Here is a 17,859-nt window from a genome sequence, read left to right on the forward strand (position 1 = left end):
AAACAAGCAAATTAACTGTTTTCGCGGCCTAAAATTATAAATTCTACAATAGATCGTTAAAGGGCATGGGCTTGAGACGTATTGAGTTGCCCGCAGGCGGCCAAGATCTGATCTCCTTTGGTCGTTCGGATCAAAGTTGGAATTTTATACTCGTCCAGATAGGACTTAAATTTTAAAACGTCCTCATCGGAGGGGCGCTCGTATTTCGCGCTGGGGAAGGGGTTAAACGGAATCAGGTTAACGTACGCTTTTTTGCCTTTTAAAAGTTCACCGGTCGTTCGAGCATCCCTCTCGCTGTCATTAAAGCCTTTGATGAGCAGGTATTCGTAAGTGACGAAGCGTTTTTTTCCCGTCGGTATCGCGTTCACTCTTTCTATGACACTCGCCAAAGGAAAGCGGCGGTTGATCGGAATCAACTCATTTCGTTTTTCCGTAAACGGAGAGTGGAGGGATAGAGCGATATTCACGTCCGGCATCTCTGCTTTCCAGCGCTCGAGGCCGGGAAGATAACCAGACGTGGAGATCGTAATTTTATGATCCGCAAGACTCAGTCCGTGTTGGGAAATAAAGATCTCTGCAGAGTCCCTGACCGCATCAAAGTTATGAAGAGGTTCTCCTTGTCCCATGTAGACGATGTTAAGAATACGATCGTCATCAGGACGTTTTTCACTCAACCAGAGTTGAGCCTGGAGGAACTGCCCGATAATTTCGTCTGTAGAGAGGTGTCTTTTAAATCCTTGTTCGCCGGTGAAGCAGAACGAACAATTCATCGCGCAACCCACCTGCGAGGATAGGCAAATCGTATACTTGTTCTGAAACGGGATGAGTACGGTTTCAACCTTTTGCTGGTCGTGGAGTTGAAATAAAAACTTTACGGTTTTGTCGTGCGATTCTCGAACCGTATGGATTTCCGGAAGATCAAAGTGGAATTTTTCGCGAACAAAGGTTTTGGCTTTTTCGGTAAAATTATGAATCTGACAAAAATCACGTCTTTTCTTTTTATAATACCAATTGTAAAGGTGCCGAGACGTGTCCGGCACGAGTTGATGAGAGCCACAAAGTTTTTGTAACTCTCTAAATGTATGTCGATAAAAAGATGTTTTTACCAAGGCAGTTCAATCCCACGGTAGTTGACAAAAGCTCCGCTGTCGTACTTTTGCGGCTCTAGAATAACATGGAGCAGACCTTTCACAGAGGTCTCCATGGTAATTTGGGCATTTGGTCCACCCATATCGGTTTGCACCCATCCCGGATGTAAACAAAGTGTTTTAACCTGGGGATAGTCAATGCTCAGTGACTTCGTAAACATATTGAGTGCTGTTTTCGACATGCGATAAGCATAGTAAGCGCCACCTGAGTTATCTTTAATGGACCCCATGAGGCTCGACATGTTCGCTACAACTGGAGTTGGACTTTTTAAAAGAAGCGGCATTAATTTTTGCGTCACTGCGATCGGCGCCAGGACATTCACTTTAAAAGTATCCTCAATTTTTCTGAGAGAAAGCTCTTCGAAGCTGTCTTCGCCATCTAAAAGGACGCCGGCATTATTAATGAGGACGTCGACCGACTTTATTTGGGCCACAGCTTGAATGATACTCTGCTCTTGAGTGACGTCGACGTCTTGAATTTTGAGTTGAGATGGATACTGGTTTTGGAGATTTTCAAGATCCGTAGATTTGCTAGGGTTTCGAACCCAAGCGATTACATTTTTCTTAAGGGCGAGAAGTTGGCGCGTGTATTCCAAACCAATTCCACGTCCGGCTCCGGTGATTAAAAAAGTCATAGTTGGCCTCCATGACCGTGGAAGCTACGTTAAACTGACATCAAGTAAAAGAAGCACTCCGTCAAAGAGGAGTGCCTTTGGGGTTTTGCAAGCCGTCGGTAGGGAGAGGGATAAATTCTTGATCATCTCCGGGAATGGAGGGAAATCGTTCACTATTGCCAGGTCCAAGGCTCCATTGCTGTTGAGCTTCAGCTAATCTCTGCTCGGAGCTGGAAACGAGATTCCAGTAAATAAATCGCGGCCCGACGGTAGCGCCACCAAGGAACAAAACCCTCGCGTCGGAAGTCGCTTCGATTTCAATATCTTCAGTGGATTCACCGACAGCCAGCGAATTTTTCTCTACGATTTGTCCATTCATTTTTAAACTTCCTTGGATCACGTAAACCGCGCCTTCACGATTCTCGGTGGGGAAAGTGAATTTGATGTCTTTGTTGATCGTAGAGTCGATATAGAAAAGATCGGAGTGAACTTTTACAGGACTCTCATGACCGAGAGCTTTGCCTAACAATAATTTATAAACAACTCCCTGTTTCTCAAATTCAGGAAGAGTGTCGGCCGGGTGGTGAGCAAAGGTGGGCTCGGTTTCCTCGTGCTCTTGAGGAAGAGCCACCCAACACTGAATTCCTTCAATGCGGGATCCACTTTGACGAAGCTCCGTCGGAGTTCTCTCCGAGTGCACAATACCTCGACCGGCCGTCATCCAGTTGATCGCTCCAGGTTCAATCACTTGTAATGACCCGAGACTATCTCGGTGCTCAATCATTCCTTCGAAGAGATAAGTCACTGTGGCTAAACCGATGTGAGGATGGGGACGCACATCCATCCCGTGACCGGGAGGAAGCTGCGCGGGCCCCATATGATCAAAAAAAAATAAACGGACCCACCATGCGATGAGAATGATAGGGAAGGAGGCGTCTTACGGAAAACCCGCCGAGGTCTCTATCTCGAGCCGTGATAATCATTTTTATCCTGCTGTTGCGAAGTTACACTTCAGATTGTTCATGTGGTCTTGAGGCTGACCATTGACAGAAACCCAAGATTCGTTAGAGCCCTCTTGAATGTAAATCGAGATGTCGACAGTTTTTCCAGAAGTGGTGATCGCGGTGACCCCGTAGCCTTCGTAGTTCTCGGTGTATCCAGCACTGGTAACGGTGGCATTTTCGATCACTTTGCTTCCATTCCAGACGTAAGCGACAGAGAGCGTGACGACGGGTTGATTGCCTTTGTATTTTGTCGAAAGAGTCACTACCGGTCTTTTGACCATGCCCTGCTGGTTGTAGGCGCAAGAAATGCGGTTAAATCCATTCAACTGGGCGGAAGCTCCTTGGGCGAGCAGTAAAGAAAAAAGAATCAAAGCCATCTTCATAAAATCTCCTTTGTGTTGGTTGGGCACTTATAGGCAGAGCCTTGCGAAAAGACAATGTCTCTGCGGTGTTGAGTTTGGTTTTGGAAAAATTGTTATGGGAAAATGACGGGCAAGGTCATTGTTGCTGAGTGGCGGTTTTGTCTTGAGAAGCGGTCTCTCGCCACTGAGGAAGATCCTGAAGGAGAAGTCGGGCCTGCTGTTTGAATTCGTCTAAGCTGGATGCTGGAACTGGATCCGCCGAAGGAAATTTTTTGCTCAACGGATCTATATATCTTCCATTCTGATAAAATTCGAAGTGCAAGTGTGGACCTGTCGACATCCCTGTGTTCCCAACGTAACCGATCACCTGTCCCTGCTGGACATGAGCTCCGGCACGAACTCCTTTTGCATAACCATTTAAGTGTTTGTAAGCGGTTTCGTAGGTGGCGTTGTGACGAACCTTGATCACATTTCCGCCGCCACCACTTCTTTGCGCAAATGTGACAGTGCCACTCGCCACCGAACGAACCGGTGTGCCGATGGGGGCTCCATAATCCACGCCGTTGTGCGCGCGAAAGACTTGCATGATGGGATGAAAGCGCTTTCGTTTAAAAGTAGAAGTAATGCGACCGTAACGAATGGGACTCTTTAAAAACATTTTGCGGAGACTTGCGCCTTCAGGAGTAAAGTATCCCATTTCTTTTCCGTTGGCGCGAAAGATCGCCGCTCGGTAAGGAGTTCCCGCGTTTTCATACTCTGCGGCGAGAATGGCGCCCCATCCGACGGGCATTCCGCGCACCACTTTTTCTTCGACGGTAATGCGCCACCGATCGTTGACTCTAACTTCCCGTGAGAAATCGATCTCCCAGCCAAAAATATCGGCCAGTTCGGAGATCAAATCGGGATCCATGTTGGCGCGAATCGCAGACTCCCACAAGCTTGACGTGACCGTCCCAGTAAAGGAAACAACTCGGAGATCTACTTTCTCTTCAATTTTTTCGGCCTTCCAAAAACCGGCTTCATCTTTTTTAACTAATAAACGTTCTGTGGCCGAATATCTAAACTCTATGGAGGAAATATCCTCGGGATTTTGAGGATCTTTAGTGATCTGATATCGAATGCCTGCTTTTAAATTCCCCAAATTTTGAATCGGTTTTGCCGCATCAACGATGGCTTGAATTGTGACCGGCGAAACATCCTGTTCGCGCAATTCGGTAAACAGAGTCGTGCGTGGCGGAATAACGTGAGGAAAAGCCTCTTCTAAGGGCACAATCGGAAGATCAACGACCTCTGGTGGGAGATTTTGTTGGACCACGGGCTCAGGGTGGGAATTATAGAAGTAGAAGCTGATGTATAAACCGCAAATAAGAAGTAACGGGAAAAATAAAAATTTAATATACGCTGTTATATTATGCATTAAGATTATTCTTCTAGAGACCGGTCGGGAAGTCCAGGAGAATTGTCATCGAGAAATACCGTCGCGCAACGCTATGGCAAAACGCTTGAGTTTAGCAGGAGATCTCATAGTATTAATGTCACCGCAAAAGGGAGAGATCATGAAATCATTAGCGCAAATTATTTTTATTTTAATTTTTAGCTTCGTCTTTAGTCCTCAAGTCTTTGCAAAAAGCTACAGCAGTGCGCCGGCGATGAAGATCGATACAAAAAAAACGTATACTGCCGAAATCGAAACCAACAAAGGTAAGTTCACCATAGAGCTTTTCGCAAAAGATGCTCCTAAGGCCGTGAACAACTTTGTATTTCTCGCGAAAGAGGGATTTTACAAAGACATCGTATTCCATCGAATTATTAAATCTTTTATGATCCAAACTGGAGATCCTCAAGGCAATGGGAGCGGTGGTCCTGGTTATAATTTTGAGGACGAACTCAATGGTCCTCATAAATACGGCCCCGGGATTGTGGCAATGGCGAATGCGGGACCTAATACCAACGGAAGCCAGTTTTTTGTTTGCACGGGTTTTGACTCCGCCAATCTCAACCGTATGCCCAATTACACTATTTTTGGGAGAATTAAGGAAGGCATGGCTACAGTCGATAAAATTGCAGCAACTCCGGTCAAAGGGAATGATCAAGGTGAGATGAGTACTCCCAAGGAAAAAGTTTTCATTAAATCCGTAAAAATCACAGAAAAATAAATGCTAGAACTGCTTAAACTTTATTCTCATCTTCCGAACTTTAAAGGAAAAAACTTTCTAGGTCAGAGAGTATTCGCTCGTACTCTCTCGGGCCAAATGTTTCTCGATCAAGAGATGCAGGATGGATTTAAACTTTCTTTAGATGTTCAGGATCGAATGCAGCGAATGATCTACATCAAGCGTTGCCACGAGCCCGAGACGGAGAAAGTCCTTAAAAAATTAATCTCCAAGGCTAAAGTATTTTGCGATATTGGAGCCAATTTCGGCTATTTCAGTTTTTTGGCGCAACAGCTCGAGCCTCAGGCACAAATCTATTCCTTCGAGCCTCTTCCTAAAAACATCGAAAATTTCAAAAAGAATTTAAAACTGAATGCCTTTTCTAAAATTGAGCTTGTTGAGGCGTGTTTGAGCGACCAAATTGGCGAAACTGAGTTTCTTTTGCCTCCCGCCGGAGAGAGTGGTTGGGGAAGAATGGCTCATCGCGATTTATTTTCAGGTGAAAAAATAAAACGCTCTGTCATCACTCTTGATAGTTTTTTTCTACAGCGGAAAATAAATCAGTGTGACCTTATCAAGATTGATGTGGAAGGTTACGAATTTAAAGTGCTTCAAGGCGCAAGAAATGTGATCGCTAAATTTAAGCCGCAGATTTGCATCGAATTGAATGAGCCTTGTTTGATCGATACCGGAACTTCGGGTGAGGAAATTTTCAAACATCTTAAAAGTTTGGGATACAGAATGCATAGCATATCCTCATCGGGTGAACTCAATGCCGTCGATCATCCTCTAAAGTCCTATGAATACATGAACTATATTGCGCTGATGAATTAGGTCTCAGAAAACTTGAGACGTGCAGTAAAAATGGGTTTTTGATCGGTGGTGCGAACTCCCTGGAATTGATTGTATGTGAAGATTCCGTCTTTCACTTCGTCAAGCCCTCTCTGGACATTCACCACGTCGCCCGTTTTAGCTTCGGCTAAAAAATTCACCTCGTAACCATAGAGATGAACTCCACCGCGAAGCCTATCGATGGGTATAGCGTCTAATATCCACTGTGCGTACTTTGTATTGTTGACGTGATTGTTTAGATCGATATCGCTATTACGCACTTGAAACTGGGAGAGATTTTCCGAATCGTTGGTGTAGACAATTTTTTCGGGCATGTGATTCAGATGTCCCTCGGGCCTCCAAATATGACTGTAGGAGCGCCAGTCCTTAACGGCAAGTTTTCGAGTGTTCATATCCATCACGGTAAAAGTGCTGGTGCATTCACCTAATTTTTTTTCGCCCACATAAATCTCGTAATCTCGATAAAGGAAGGCTTCGTGCGATGGGGGTCTAATCCATGTGCGTACGGTGACGGTTTGATTCCAAGCGGGCCATTCCTGCATGGTCAGTTTTTGGCGGGTAAACACCCAGCCTTCGTTTTTGTCCAACTTAACCCTTAGGTGTAAAGCGTGCATCCAACCGACATCTTGAATCAGATTAAGAAGGGCGTAGAGCCCCGCTTGACCTCTAAGATTGACCAGGTAGGACGTGATTTTGTAGTGATCAATCCAGACGTGGTCGCTCATGAAAATAAAAATGCATCTAAAGAGTAGTAGCCCGGGCCTAAAAGAAAGAGAGCCAGCAAAATCGCCGCGAGGTTGACGGTATATTCGTTCCCCGGAGGATTATTCGTAATTAGATAGCCGCCACCTTTATGGCCGATGAGGGCAGCGATCACCATGACGAAGAAGCACATTAAAATTCCGAGGCGCGTGAGAAATCCTAAGGTGATGAGAGCGCCACCGATGATCTCGCTCAACATCGCTGCGCGCGCTTGTTGGGCTGGGAAGGGGATATTGAGACTCTTCAGCCAAGCCTCGAAACCGGCCATATTTCCAGGGCCGACGAGACCGAGTTTGCCCATGCCGTGGATGACAAAGCAGATTCCGATGAACACGCGAATGATCAGGGATGCGAAATTTGTAAGATCAAGAGATGAGCCGAGAAATAATGTATTAAGAGTCATGACATCACCATCTCTCTGTTGGGTGGACGGGTCAACCCGAGAGATGATGTGTCGTAGGTCAGATTACTGAACGCAGCTGGCTGGAACGTAAACGGTGCCTGCTTTTTTATAAGCTTTGAGCCACTGAGGATTATGAGAATCGAGCCATAGCTTTTTTCCCTCGGTGACCGCACCGGCATCAGGGCTGGACTCATCAGGTTGAGTTTTCATTTGGCAAGAGGACGAGAAGGTGTAGAAGCCATTTTTAAAAACTGAAGCCTGTTTACGGGCCGCTGATTTTTCAGATTTTTTCTTTTTGGGTGATGGAGCTGGCGTGGAATCTAATTCCTCTGACATTTCTTCTTCGACCTTGGGAACTGGATCTAGTGCAATCTCCGGCGATGGCTCCTCATTGACGGGAGCAAGCTCTTTTTCAGCTTGGGTCACAGTGTCTGTCATCGGCTCAATTTGGAAAATAGAATCACGGTCCGATTCACTTCCTTGAAGTTCCTCAACTGTATAGCCGGGCATAGCGTAAGGTTTAATTTCCATCTCTGGAATCGAAGAGCAGTTGGTAATAACCGCAGCGCTCGATAAAATGAATGCGAATTTAACAGAAAAGTATTTCATGATAACCCTCTTTTTCTTATAAAGAAGTATCGGAAACACACGACATTTTTATAAGTCGAGTCGAGGTCCTAAGTGTTGATTGGGCTCTCTCGGAAACCAACAGTTGATTCCGACTCAACGAGGTCGAGTCCAGTGTTCAGTAGATGGACGTTATTCAATGAATTACACTCATAGATTTCCATTTTCCGCCCTCAAACCGACGCCAGAATACAAAGGCTTGAAGGATAATGTAAAAGCTTGCAGCGCCCCAGGCCCAGTATACGGCCCCGTCCCAGTCTTTCATAAGTAGGGTCGGTAATACCATAAAAGGCCACGGCATAAGTAAAGCAACAAGAGTTACAAAACGAGTGTCACCTGCGCCCTTAAGTGAAAACGAAAAAATGAGATTCATGCTGTCGAAGTTGGTGAAGAGAGCGACATACATTAATAGGTAAGGAACTATGGTGCTGACTTGATTCCAAAGTAACGGGTTGGTGTCGTTAAAAAACCAATTGAGATAGAAAGTGGGGAAAAGTAAAAAAGAAATTCCCATGGGGAGTATGTACATCAACGACAGTTGAAGACCTCCCCACACATTGCCCACTGCAAGCTCAGGTCGTTTTTCGCCGAGATGCTGACCAACCAAGACTGAGACCGCTTGGGCGATACCCATGGGCGGAAGAACCGATAACATCATCACGGTCAGGACGATACTGCTCGCGGCAAGCGCGGCATCGCCGTTGGGCATCCGTCCGACAACAATCAGAAATACCGTAAATGCGAGTCCCTCAAGAGCCCATTGCATTCCGCTGGGTAATCCAAATCTTAGGAATCTTTGGGTCAGTTCCCAATCGAAGCGCCAGCCGGAAAAGATTTTGTAATCGATCTCGAACTTCTTTTTAAAAATAAGATAAAGCGCAAAGGCCGCGCTCACACAATTGGCTAACGCGGTCGCGTAGCCGGCGCCGGCTACGCCCATTGCCGGGAATCCGAGTTTCCCAAAAATCATAACGTAATCCAAGATGATATTTGCAATGAGTCCCACAACGTTGATCGCCATGATGATCCTTGTGTTTCCGAGTCCTGTAAAAAAGCCGCTGACCGCCGCGACAACGGCGGCGGGGAGAGCGGAATAACAGATGGCTTCAAAGTATTGAACCTCGAGTCCAATCAGATTCTCGGAGTGTCCGATGATTGTAAACAAGGGAATTGCTGCCGGAATCAAAAGCAGGAATAACAATCCACCCAAAACACTAATGTAAAGGGACTGCCATACTGCGGGTCCAATTTTATTAAATTCTTTGGCGCCATAGTACTGGGCTACAAACGTCATAACATAGGCGGCCGTTTGTTGGAGGAGTGCCATCGGAGTCCAAAAGACTCCCATCACCGCCATGGCTGCACCGAGCGCTTCGGTGGAGAAATTTCCAAGAAAGATGCGATCAATTGTCAGTTGAAGATTCCAAAAACTATTAGCGACAATCAGTGGCCAAGCTATTTTTAAGATGTACTTCCATTGCTCTTTCCGATTTTTGGGTTGTGCTTCCAAAACGCGCTCCTTAGCTCGTAGTCTTTCTTCGACAAATGTCTTAGACATTCAAATTAATTTGAGTATCATAATGGCAAATGGAGGCTTCATGAATCAAAAAATTAAAAATTTTTTTCAACCCGTAGTTATTCCGACCGTTGGATCTTTAGCGTTACTCTCTCTTCGCCTTGTGATTGGTTTGGCATTTGTCTTTCACGGCTGGGGTAAAATACAAAATCCTATGGGTTGGATGGGACCAGATTCTGGAGTTCCAGGAATTTTGCAATTCTTAGCGGCGTTTTCTGAATTTGGCGGAGGAATCGCTTGGATGATTGGACTACTGACACCTTTGGCGGCTTTAGGACTCACTTTTACAATGATTGTAGCGACAGCGATGCATGCATTCGTCATGAAAGATCCATTTGTGGCCAGTGGACCAGGAATGTCCTCGTACGAGCATGCTTTAAGTTATCTCGTGGTCTCTTTCGTGTTGCTGGCGTTGGGCGCGGGAAAATTTTCTCTCGATGCAAAAATCTTTGGACAGAAGCGTTCGTAAGGAGGGGGGACTGAATGCAATCGATCGCAAAGCTACTCATTATTTTGGGCCTTGCATTAGTCTGTGCGGGAATCGCTTGGCATTTCGGCTGGATTCAATCCCTTAAGTTAGGAAAACTTCCAGGGGATTTTTATTTTAAGGCTGGGGGGACTACGGTCTTTTTCCCTTTGACGACCTGTGTTCTTATTAGTCTTTTAGTTTGGATCATCTCTTGGATTCTCAAACGATAAAAGAGTGTGAGGCAAAAAATCACCTAGACCCATCTTAAAAAGAAAAGATCGCACTGGCTCAGTGGTTCGGATATTGCATTTTTATTCTCCAAACAGTTTCAAGGAGGAAAATATGGATATTCGGAGCCTGCCCACGGAGCAGACGACCAGTAAGGCGAAGCACTATGAGGAAATCCAAATTCGTCATTTGATGGCGGACTACATCCACGCCTGTCGAGATGGAGATCTCAAAAAAATTAAATCTCTATATACCAACGACGTCGTTTCTTTTGATATGCCGCCGCCCCACAAGATGGTGGGTCTCGGTGACTACATGAAGTCTTGGGAGAAGTGGTACGCCGGTCAGTTTGATTTCCCCGTCATCTACGATTCCCTCGATCTGCAAGTTCATGTCAGTGGGGATGTGGGTTTTACGTTTGATATCATTCACATGGCGGGAACTCTTAAGAACACTGGAGAAAGAATCGAAAACTGGCTAAGGCACACTTGTGGTCTTGTGAAGGTGAGAGAAAAGTGGTTGATCGCTCACGAGCACATCTCGGCTCCCGTAGGTGAAGACGGGCAAGCGCTGACGACATTAAACCCCGATCAGATCGAACTCCCCCATCACTAACACGACAGGAGTAGGGTCAACTTCAATCGACCCTACTCAATCTCTTAAGGATCAGAAAAATAATCGTGATTATCGCTTTGGATCGCGCTCTTTGCTCTGACGAGTCGTGCGACTCTTCGTATTTGTACTGTGGCTGTTGAGCTTCACTCCGGAGGGACCTTTATTCTCATTCCCTGCGAAGGCCTGGGCCAGATTGTCTCGAGCTCTGGCGGGCATGGACGATTTTTTAAGCTCTTGTTTTGTCTGGGCATTATTTTTTTTGGGCGTATTTTGCTTTTGAACATTCGGCATAAGGACCTCCTGGTTGATTCTCCTTTAAGTGTGCAAAAAGAAAACCAAAGCCTTGTGAATTCAGAGCGAAGGACACGCTTTTGTTTTTGCGTCTGGGGGCAATATTCCCGGGCACCGCGGAAGGTTATGCCTGTGAGAACTCATATCTTCATTCTGACGATCTTTTACGTGTAGATTTAACATCAAAATCCCGATTTTGTGGCTAATTTATAATGTCTGAGCTAAAAGGGGGTCTACCGATTGGAAAACATGAACTCATCTGAAACTATTGCATTCGCAGATCTTAAACTTCTTCCTCCTATTCAACAGGCACTCAAAGAGGCGGGTTATCTCACCCCCACTCCGATTCAAAGTCAGGCGATACCGCTGGTCCTTGATGGACAAGACTTATTGGGTGTTGCACAAACAGGGACTGGCAAGACTGCGGCGTTTTGTCTTCCGATCATTAATATCTTAACCACCCAACAAAGACGTCGCGAGCCTCGCTCTCCTCGCAGTTTGATTTTGACTCCGACGCGAGAGCTTGCGATTCAGATTCATAAAAATCTTTTGGATTACGGTAAAAATCTCAAACAAAAGTATGCGGTTATTTTTGGAGGAGTCGGTCAGGGGAATCAGGTCCGCGACCTATCTCAAGGAGTGGATGTTCTTGTGGCGACACCGGGTCGTCTGATCGATTTGATTCAGCAAAAATATATTCGGTTGGATCATGTTGAAATCTTTGTTCTTGATGAAGCCGATCGCATGTTGGATATGGGTTTTCTCAAAGATGTGAAGAGAATTATCAATTTACTCCCTCAAAAAAGACATAGCCTTTTCTTTTCGGCAACTATGCCTCCAGAGATTCAAACTCTGGCGCAAACTATTCTTAAGAATCCTAAAAAAGTCGAAGTCACCCCGCCGTCCACAACGGTAGAGCGTATTCGTCAAACGGTGATGTTTGTGGAAAAGAAAGAGAAGATGAATCTTTTGATTCATACTCTTAAAAACAAAAACCTTTATAAGGTTCTGGTTTTTGTGGAGATGAAGCACTTTGCAAATAAGGTTGTGGATAAGCTCATGGCCAATGGAATCACGGCCGCCGCCATCCATGGAAACAAATCTCAGAGTGCGCGTCAGCGCGCTCTTGAGGACTTCTCTCGCGATCGCATCCGAGTTCTGGTCGCCACAGATATCGCCTCGCGCGGGATCGATATCGATGGAATCACTCACGTCATTAACTTCGAACTCCCGAACGTCGCCGAGAACTATGTGCATCGGATTGGTCGTACGGCTCGTGCCGGTGCTGACGGGGATGCCATTTCTTTTTGTACCGCGGACGAGCGGTCGTATCTTGCCAATATCGAAAAAACCACTCAGCAAAAAATTGAAGTGGATTCCGACCAGCCTTATCACTCAGAAGACGCTGCCAACGCGCGCATTATCGGTGTTGGAAAGGCCAAAGCGAAAATTGAAAGCCAACGTAATGATGACGGTGGCGGTCGTGGTGGACACTCCCGTCGTCCTCAACGTCGAGGTCAAGCTCGCGGCGGTGGAGGTGGTGGGGGCGGTCGTAGAAACTCTCGCAACTCACGCCGTGGAAATGGTGAGAGAAGCTTTTCTAAACACTCCTAGGATTCTTGCAATCAGGGCCGAGGATTAAATCCTAATTCTTTGGCAAAATCTCTGTATCTGACAGGATTATTCAAATACCGCTCGACACGCTCCTCGATGATCAAATCGGGGTGACCGTGCTCAGAGTAGGCCTTGGCTATGGATCTCTTGAGCACTTTGTTTGTGCCTTTGATAAAAATCACTTTGCCAAAGTACGGATGCAAAAACGACTTAAGCCTTTCGCCAAAAGAGTCTCCGAGAAACCACACGGTATATTGACCTGTAGGATTGATGCTCACGGTGTAAGGTAAATCCTCTATGGATTTCGGAAGTTGGGGAAAGTTGACGACAATGTTCGGGCCCGCGTCGGTTTTGTAAGCGATGGTGCGGTCCGCTCCATTGAACATTTTAAGAATGTCATGTTCTGGTGGTTCTGAAGACACCGACGGCTCCGCACTGATAATTTCTAGACGAGAACCCATAACTTTATTCACAGTCTGAATAAGATCGCGATGGGCAAGATAGGCACCCCATTGATTCCAATGAGTGTCACCCGAATGAAAAGTAGGGAATGTTTCTTTGCCGCGAACTAACGTTTCTTTTAAAGGAACCACGTTGTCTGGAGCCAAGCTGCGGGCCACTTGAGTCACTCGAGAATAATTTTTATTCCCTTGGGGGATATAGTCTAAAAACAAATAGCGTAAATTTTCTGGGTAGACGGATTCTTTGTTGGGGGGGAGTACCAAAATATATTTGCTGTGAAACCCCAAGGGCTTTTGTAACGTTTGCTGCAAATACTTCGTCCAGGCCTCCTCGATATGCTCCTTAGGCAGGCCCCACAGATCGCGCGAGGAGTTACCGTCCGATTCCGTAATATAAAAAAGCCACGGGTGTTTTCCAATATGGATGTTTCCGAGATTCGTGCTTCCCAATAATCGAATTTGAATCAACGCATTGGCTTTGAACGCCCACTGGCGAACAGGATAATGCATTTTAAGAAAGTTGGAGAGCTTTCCTTTTTGTCGAAAAGGAATATACATCAGAAGCGCGACCAATATCGGCAGGAAGAGAAACAGTAAATAAATTGTTGCTTGTCTTTGGGGCTTCGTCATTAGAACCTAAAATAGATAAATGGGTTATATTCTTGTCCACAGAGTACGATCGCAGAGAAGATTAAAAGACCGACATAGCTCATTTCTCTCAGGGCAGGATGTAAATTCCACGTTGCTCGTCTCTGCGGAGAGAGGCCCCAGTAGGAAAGTGGAACGCTCAGAACGATGCCCAAGATGAAATAAACATAAAAATGAGGTAGAGAGAGCAATTGCAAGCTGTCTGTGGAAATAAGGGCGGGAGCAAGTCCTAGCATTGCTTTCCAGATCGCCACAGTCTGAGATAAAGTTTCGCTACGGAAAATGACCCAGCTAAAAAGAATAACGATGATGGCATAAATGTGTCGGAGGAGTCGGGGAGCTCTGTTTTCTTTGAAATCCATCACGCGTTCGAGCACGAGGAAGAGCCCGTGGAAAACTCCCCATCCCAGAAAATTAAGGCTCGCTCCGTGCCATAGACCACACAATGTGAAGACTAAAAATAAATTGCGGTACTCTTTGAATGTCCCTAGGCGATTTCCTCCTAAGGGAATGTAAAGGTAATCTCTAAACCACTGGGAGAGAGTCATGTGCCATCGGCGCCAGAAGTCTTTCATGCTTTGCGCGATGTAGGGATAATTAAAATTTTCCGGAAGGGTAATTCCAAACATGCGCGCAAGCCCCACCGCCATATCGGAATACCCGGAGAAATCAAAGTAGATCTGAAGAGCGTAGGCCCCTGCTGTAAACCAAGCCAAAAGTGTATCCATTTTGGAAGCATCGACCGCATAGAAAATATCGGAGTAGTATCCCAACGGATTAGCGATGATGACTTTTTTTGCCAGCCCCACCGAAAAGCGCCGAAATCCCTCGACGATATTGATCCAACTGTGAGTGCGAGATTCCAATTGTTTTCGAAGATCGATGTAACGAATGATGGGTCCCGCTACGAGGTGAGGGAAAAAAGTGATAAACGTCCAATAATCAACAAAGCGACGGGTGGCTTTAATCTCTCCGCGATAAACGTCAATAATATAACTCATGGACTCAAACGTATAGAAACTGATACCAATCGGTAGACCCACTTCGATAAAAACTCGCGAGCCGTGACTTAATGGATAAAGCTGATCAGCGAGGTCCGTCACTAGACCTGCGGCGAAGTTAAAATACTTAAAATAAAACAAAAGCCCCATATTTGAAAAAATAGAGGCGAGAAGAATTATTTTTTGAAAACCGGGATTTGGTTGAGACTTCTGACGATCATTTTCTAAGAGCAGCGCCAGCCAGTAGTCGATAAATCCCACCAGGAGCATGACATAAAAGAATTTTTTTTCACCCTCGATATAAAAAACTAAGCTTGCGAGAAGGAGAACGAAGTTTAACCACGTGAAAAGGCGCCGGCTGCGCGCACAATAATGATAAACGGCAAAATAAACCAATAGGACAATTGGTAGAAAAATAAATAAGAATTTTAGCGAGCTAAAAACCATAATTTATCTCATTTTTAGGAGCATTTAGTACTAGTCGAATCTTTAACTCATTGCTAGTTTTTTTATAAAATTGTACTTTAAAGTATGCTGAGTCCGTTGCCCGTAGATCTAATTATTCCTTCGATAAAACAGGCATTTGTTAACGCCCAGTCACTGGTGATCTCGGCGGCCCCCGGGGCAGGTAAAACCACAAGAATTCCCCCGGCGTTATCGTCGATGGTCGAAAAGCAAGTTTGGGTGTTAGAGCCCCGACGTATCGCTGCCATCTCTGCGGCTCAACGTATAGCCGACGAAAATGGATGGGTTGTAGGTCAAGAAGTGGGCTATCAAGTCCGCTTCGACAATAAATTCTCTGTCGGAACCAAAATTTTATTTTTAACGGAGGCCCTACTTTTAAGAAAGCTTTTACAGGATCCAGATCTCCGTCAGGTGGCCTGCGTCGTTTTGGATGAGTTTCATGAGCGATCTTTACACGTGGATATGGCCCTAGGGGCATTAAAGGAACTTCAAGAATTGTCTCGGCCAGATCTCAAAATCGTCGTGATGTCGGCAACTTTAGACGCGAGCCCATTATCACAATACCTGGGCGGTGCACCGGTGATCGATTCTCCCGGGAAAGTGTTTCCGTTAGAGATTATCCACGATGATAAGCCCCTCCAACTGCAAACAGGTTTCGATTTTATCGAGCGCATGAGGAAACTGATCCATAAAGCAATTTATGATAATTCCGAAGGTGACGTGCTTTGCTTTTTACCGGGGCGAGGCGAAATTGAAAGGCTCAAGCGGGCTCTTGAAGAGTCGCTTTCCGATTCAGTTCTTATCCTTCCTCTCCATGGACAACTCAGTCTCGTCGAACAAAAGGCTGCAATTCTACCGTCAAACACCCACCGTAAAATTATCCTCTCTACCAATCTTGCCGAGAGCTCTTTGACTGTGGAAGGTGTGCGTATTGTTGTCGATTGCGGGTTGGCACGTCTTCAAATGCAAGATCAGAAGACTGGTTTTGAATCACTGAAGCTCGCAAAAATCTCGAAAGCGTCGGCCACTCAACGTGCGGGTCGTGCGGCGAGGTTAGGACCGGGGCGCGTTTATAGAGCATGGACCATCCATGACGAAAAATCCATGCACTCTTTTGAAACGGCAGAGATTCATCGCGTGGATTTATCCGAAGCACTACTTCTACTGGCGGCCATCGGTGTGACCCATTCGGAAAGTTTTGCTTGGTTCGAGTTGCCACCGGCGCGGTCTTTACAAATGGCGAAGTCGTTGCTTCTAAATATTGGTGCCATCACGACCGACGGTGGGCTGACAGAACTCGGCCAAAAACTCCAGCGGTTCCCTCTTCATCCGAGGCTTGCTAAATTATTAATCGTTGGACTGGAGAAGGGAGTTTCTCAATTCACCTGTGAATTAGCGGCTCTTTTGTCGGAGGGGCGAGCGATTGGGTCGGAGATCCATTCTCAACGAGAAAATGATCTAATGGCTCGCTGGGAAGAATGGAAGAAGAACAAAACTCATCCCAAATTTAAAACGGTGAATCGCGCCGTGGAACAACTTCAAGATTTGGTGAAAAACCAGGACTCTAAAAAACCCACAGACGAACTCCTGGAAAAGATTCTTTTAGAAGTTTACCCCGATCGTCTTTGTCGGCGCCGGAGATCCGAAGGGAGTGACGCCAAGATGGTCGGAGGGCGAGGTGTTCGCTTGCATCAGGACTCGAGTGTTAAGAATTCCTTGTTCTTTGTGGCCCTTGAGATTTCAGAAGGACGTGATGCCTCTCATGCCTTGGTTTTCCAGGCTGCCGGGATTCATCCTCAGACCATTGAGGAAAAACTAATCCCCGAGGCCGTCTCGGTTTGGGATGTGGAATGGGATGAGGAAAAACAAAAGTTTTATACTGTCGAGAGTTTACAATGGAGAGGTCTCGCGGTGTCCGCAGAAAAGCGTCGCCCAGCTTTGCCCGACGAAATCAAAGAGCGATTGGTGGATGTGGCTTTGCAGCGTTGGGATTCTATTTTGCAAAAGAACGACGAGCTATCGAGTCTCTTATCTCGAATACAGTTTTTACATACACAGAATTCGGAGTGGCCTCTTCTCGACGAAGAAAAAATTCGCGAAGCTTTGACCCTCGCGTGTTACGGTGAAAATTCCTTAGCTGCTGTTGAGCAAAAAAAGTTAGACACGTACTTCGAGAACAGTCTCGAAGAAAAGCATCTTGCTGCGCTCAAAAGGGATTGCCCCACTCATTGGACCGCACCTACGGGAAATCGATTTCGCATACAGTACACCTCCGAGCAAGGCCCTCAAGTTGAGGTTCGACTTCAAGAGCTGTTTGGACTCAAGCACACTCCTTCGGTTGCAGGTCAACCCGTGACGCTCACGTTGCTCGCTCCCAACTACCGACCTGTTCAAGTCACACGGGACATTGAGAGCTTCTGGAAAAATGCCTACATGGACGTACGCAAAGAAATGCGCGCTCGCTATCCGAAACATTCCTGGCCCGAGGATCCGCTCAACGCCGCCCCACAGTCCAAAGGGCGACCTCACAAATAGCTTTGACAAATAGCTTCGCCGCTTTAGAATC

The 17,859-nt window shown here is 46.1% G+C and carries 19 protein-coding genes; 7 read left to right on the plus strand and 12 right to left on the minus strand.

The window, feature by feature from the left end:
* Nucleotides 1–56: 56 nt before the first annotated feature.
* The 5 genes from rlmN to K2Q26_10890 form a co-directional block, all read right to left on the minus strand.
* Nucleotides 57–1,109 (minus strand): 23S rRNA (adenine(2503)-C(2))-methyltransferase RlmN, encoded by a 1,053-nt coding sequence (gene rlmN / locus K2Q26_10870; protein ID MBY0316015.1) that lies wholly within the window; start codon nucleotides 1,107–1,109, stop codon nucleotides 57–59.
* Nucleotides 1,103–1,783: an SDR family oxidoreductase gene (locus tag K2Q26_10875; GenBank protein MBY0316016.1), complete on the minus strand. Its 681-nt coding sequence runs from the start codon at nucleotides 1,781–1,783 to the stop codon at nucleotides 1,103–1,105. Before K2Q26_10875 ends, rlmN begins: the two co-directional genes overlap by 7 nt.
* A 61-nt stretch (nucleotides 1,784–1,844) precedes the next feature.
* On the minus strand, nucleotides 1,845–2,639 hold the full coding sequence (locus K2Q26_10880; GenBank protein ID MBY0316017.1) for a pirin family protein: 795 nt from the start codon (nucleotides 2,637–2,639) through the stop codon (nucleotides 1,845–1,847).
* A 108-nt stretch (nucleotides 2,640–2,747) separates the two neighbouring features.
* Nucleotides 2,748–3,149 (minus strand): hypothetical protein, encoded by a 402-nt coding sequence (locus tag K2Q26_10885; protein MBY0316018.1) that lies wholly within the window; start codon nucleotides 3,147–3,149, stop codon nucleotides 2,748–2,750.
* A 115-nt stretch (nucleotides 3,150–3,264) separates the two neighbouring features.
* The gene (locus K2Q26_10890; protein ID MBY0316019.1) at nucleotides 3,265–4,545 is read right to left on the minus strand and encodes a M23 family metallopeptidase; all 1,281 of its coding nucleotides are present in this window, start codon (nucleotides 4,543–4,545) and stop codon (nucleotides 3,265–3,267) included.
* A 232-nt stretch (nucleotides 4,546–4,777) separates the two neighbouring features.
* Between K2Q26_10890 and K2Q26_10895 the strand changes: the two genes are divergently transcribed.
* Both K2Q26_10895 and K2Q26_10900 read left to right on the plus strand, forming a co-directional pair.
* Nucleotides 4,778–5,284 (plus strand): peptidylprolyl isomerase, encoded by a 507-nt coding sequence (locus K2Q26_10895; protein ID MBY0316020.1) that lies wholly within the window; start codon nucleotides 4,778–4,780, stop codon nucleotides 5,282–5,284.
* Entirely contained in the window at nucleotides 5,285–6,115 is an 831-nt protein-coding gene (locus K2Q26_10900; GenBank protein ID MBY0316021.1) for an FkbM family methyltransferase, read from the plus strand.
* Here the strand turns inward: K2Q26_10900 and K2Q26_10905 are convergent.
* The 4 genes from K2Q26_10905 to K2Q26_10920 all read right to left on the minus strand — a co-directional run bounded on the left by K2Q26_10905 (nucleotide 6,112) and on the right by K2Q26_10920 (nucleotide 9,435).
* Nucleotides 6,112–6,858, minus strand: coding sequence for an acyl-[acyl-carrier-protein] thioesterase (locus K2Q26_10905; GenBank protein MBY0316022.1), 747 nt, complete (start codon nucleotides 6,856–6,858; stop codon nucleotides 6,112–6,114). The two genes, K2Q26_10900 and K2Q26_10905, sit on opposite strands and share 4 nt — an antisense overlap.
* The gene (locus tag K2Q26_10910) at nucleotides 6,855–7,298 is read right to left on the minus strand and encodes a DoxX family protein (protein ID MBY0316023.1); all 444 of its coding nucleotides are present in this window, start codon (nucleotides 7,296–7,298) and stop codon (nucleotides 6,855–6,857) included. The genes K2Q26_10905 and K2Q26_10910 overlap by 4 nt, the downstream gene beginning before the upstream one ends.
* Nucleotides 7,299–7,361: 63 nt before the next feature.
* Nucleotides 7,362–7,907 (minus strand): hypothetical protein, encoded by a 546-nt coding sequence (locus K2Q26_10915; GenBank protein ID MBY0316024.1) that lies wholly within the window; start codon nucleotides 7,905–7,907, stop codon nucleotides 7,362–7,364.
* A gap of 154 nt (nucleotides 7,908–8,061) precedes the next feature.
* Nucleotides 8,062–9,435: an MATE family efflux transporter gene (locus tag K2Q26_10920; GenBank protein MBY0316025.1), complete on the minus strand. Its 1,374-nt coding sequence runs from the start codon at nucleotides 9,433–9,435 to the stop codon at nucleotides 8,062–8,064.
* An 88-nt stretch (nucleotides 9,436–9,523) separates the two neighbouring features.
* Between K2Q26_10920 and K2Q26_10925 the strand changes: the two genes are divergently transcribed.
* The 3 genes from K2Q26_10925 to K2Q26_10935 all read left to right on the plus strand — a co-directional run bounded on the left by K2Q26_10925 (nucleotide 9,524) and on the right by K2Q26_10935 (nucleotide 10,813).
* Complete coding sequence (locus K2Q26_10925) at nucleotides 9,524–9,970, plus strand: DoxX family protein (GenBank protein MBY0316026.1); 447 nt, start codon at nucleotides 9,524–9,526, stop codon at nucleotides 9,968–9,970.
* Between the two features lie 14 nt (nucleotides 9,971–9,984).
* Nucleotides 9,985–10,200 carry a DUF2905 domain-containing protein gene (locus K2Q26_10930; GenBank protein MBY0316027.1) on the plus strand — a complete coding sequence of 72 codons (216 nt, stop codon included), beginning with the start codon at nucleotides 9,985–9,987 and terminating at the stop codon, nucleotides 10,198–10,200.
* Nucleotides 10,201–10,312: 112 nt separating this feature from the next.
* A complete protein-coding gene (locus K2Q26_10935; protein MBY0316028.1) occupies nucleotides 10,313–10,813 on the plus strand; it encodes a nuclear transport factor 2 family protein in 501 nt (166 codons plus the stop codon).
* Nucleotides 10,814–10,882: 69 nt separating this feature from the next.
* On the opposite strand, the gene K2Q26_10940 is transcribed toward K2Q26_10935, so the two are convergent.
* A complete protein-coding gene (locus K2Q26_10940; protein MBY0316029.1) occupies nucleotides 10,883–11,104 on the minus strand; it encodes a hypothetical protein in 222 nt (73 codons plus the stop codon).
* Nucleotides 11,105–11,353: 249 nt separating this feature from the next.
* Between K2Q26_10940 and K2Q26_10945 the strand changes: the two genes are divergently transcribed.
* Nucleotides 11,354–12,718: a DEAD/DEAH box helicase gene (locus K2Q26_10945; GenBank protein ID MBY0316030.1), complete on the plus strand. Its 1,365-nt coding sequence runs from the start codon at nucleotides 11,354–11,356 to the stop codon at nucleotides 12,716–12,718.
* A gap of 11 nt (nucleotides 12,719–12,729) precedes the next feature.
* Here the strand turns inward: K2Q26_10945 and K2Q26_10950 are convergent, their stop codons facing one another.
* Together K2Q26_10950 and K2Q26_10955 are read right to left on the minus strand one after the other, a co-directional pair.
* Entirely contained in the window at nucleotides 12,730–13,809 is a 1,080-nt protein-coding gene (locus K2Q26_10950; GenBank protein ID MBY0316031.1) for a hypothetical protein, read from the minus strand.
* Nucleotides 13,809–15,275, minus strand: coding sequence for an MBOAT family protein (locus K2Q26_10955; protein MBY0316032.1), 1,467 nt, complete (start codon nucleotides 15,273–15,275; stop codon nucleotides 13,809–13,811). Before K2Q26_10955 ends, K2Q26_10950 begins: the two co-directional genes overlap by 1 nt.
* A gap of 84 nt (nucleotides 15,276–15,359) precedes the next feature.
* Between K2Q26_10955 and hrpB the strand changes: the two genes are divergently transcribed.
* Entirely contained in the window at nucleotides 15,360–17,828 is a 2,469-nt protein-coding gene (hrpB, locus tag K2Q26_10960; GenBank protein ID MBY0316033.1) for an ATP-dependent helicase HrpB, read from the plus strand.
* The last annotated feature ends 31 nt before the right edge of the window (nucleotides 17,829–17,859 follow it).

The organism is Bdellovibrionales bacterium, from assembly GCA_019750295.1.
GTDB lineage: Bacteria > Bdellovibrionota > Bdellovibrionia > Bdellovibrionales > JAGQZY01 > JAIEOS01.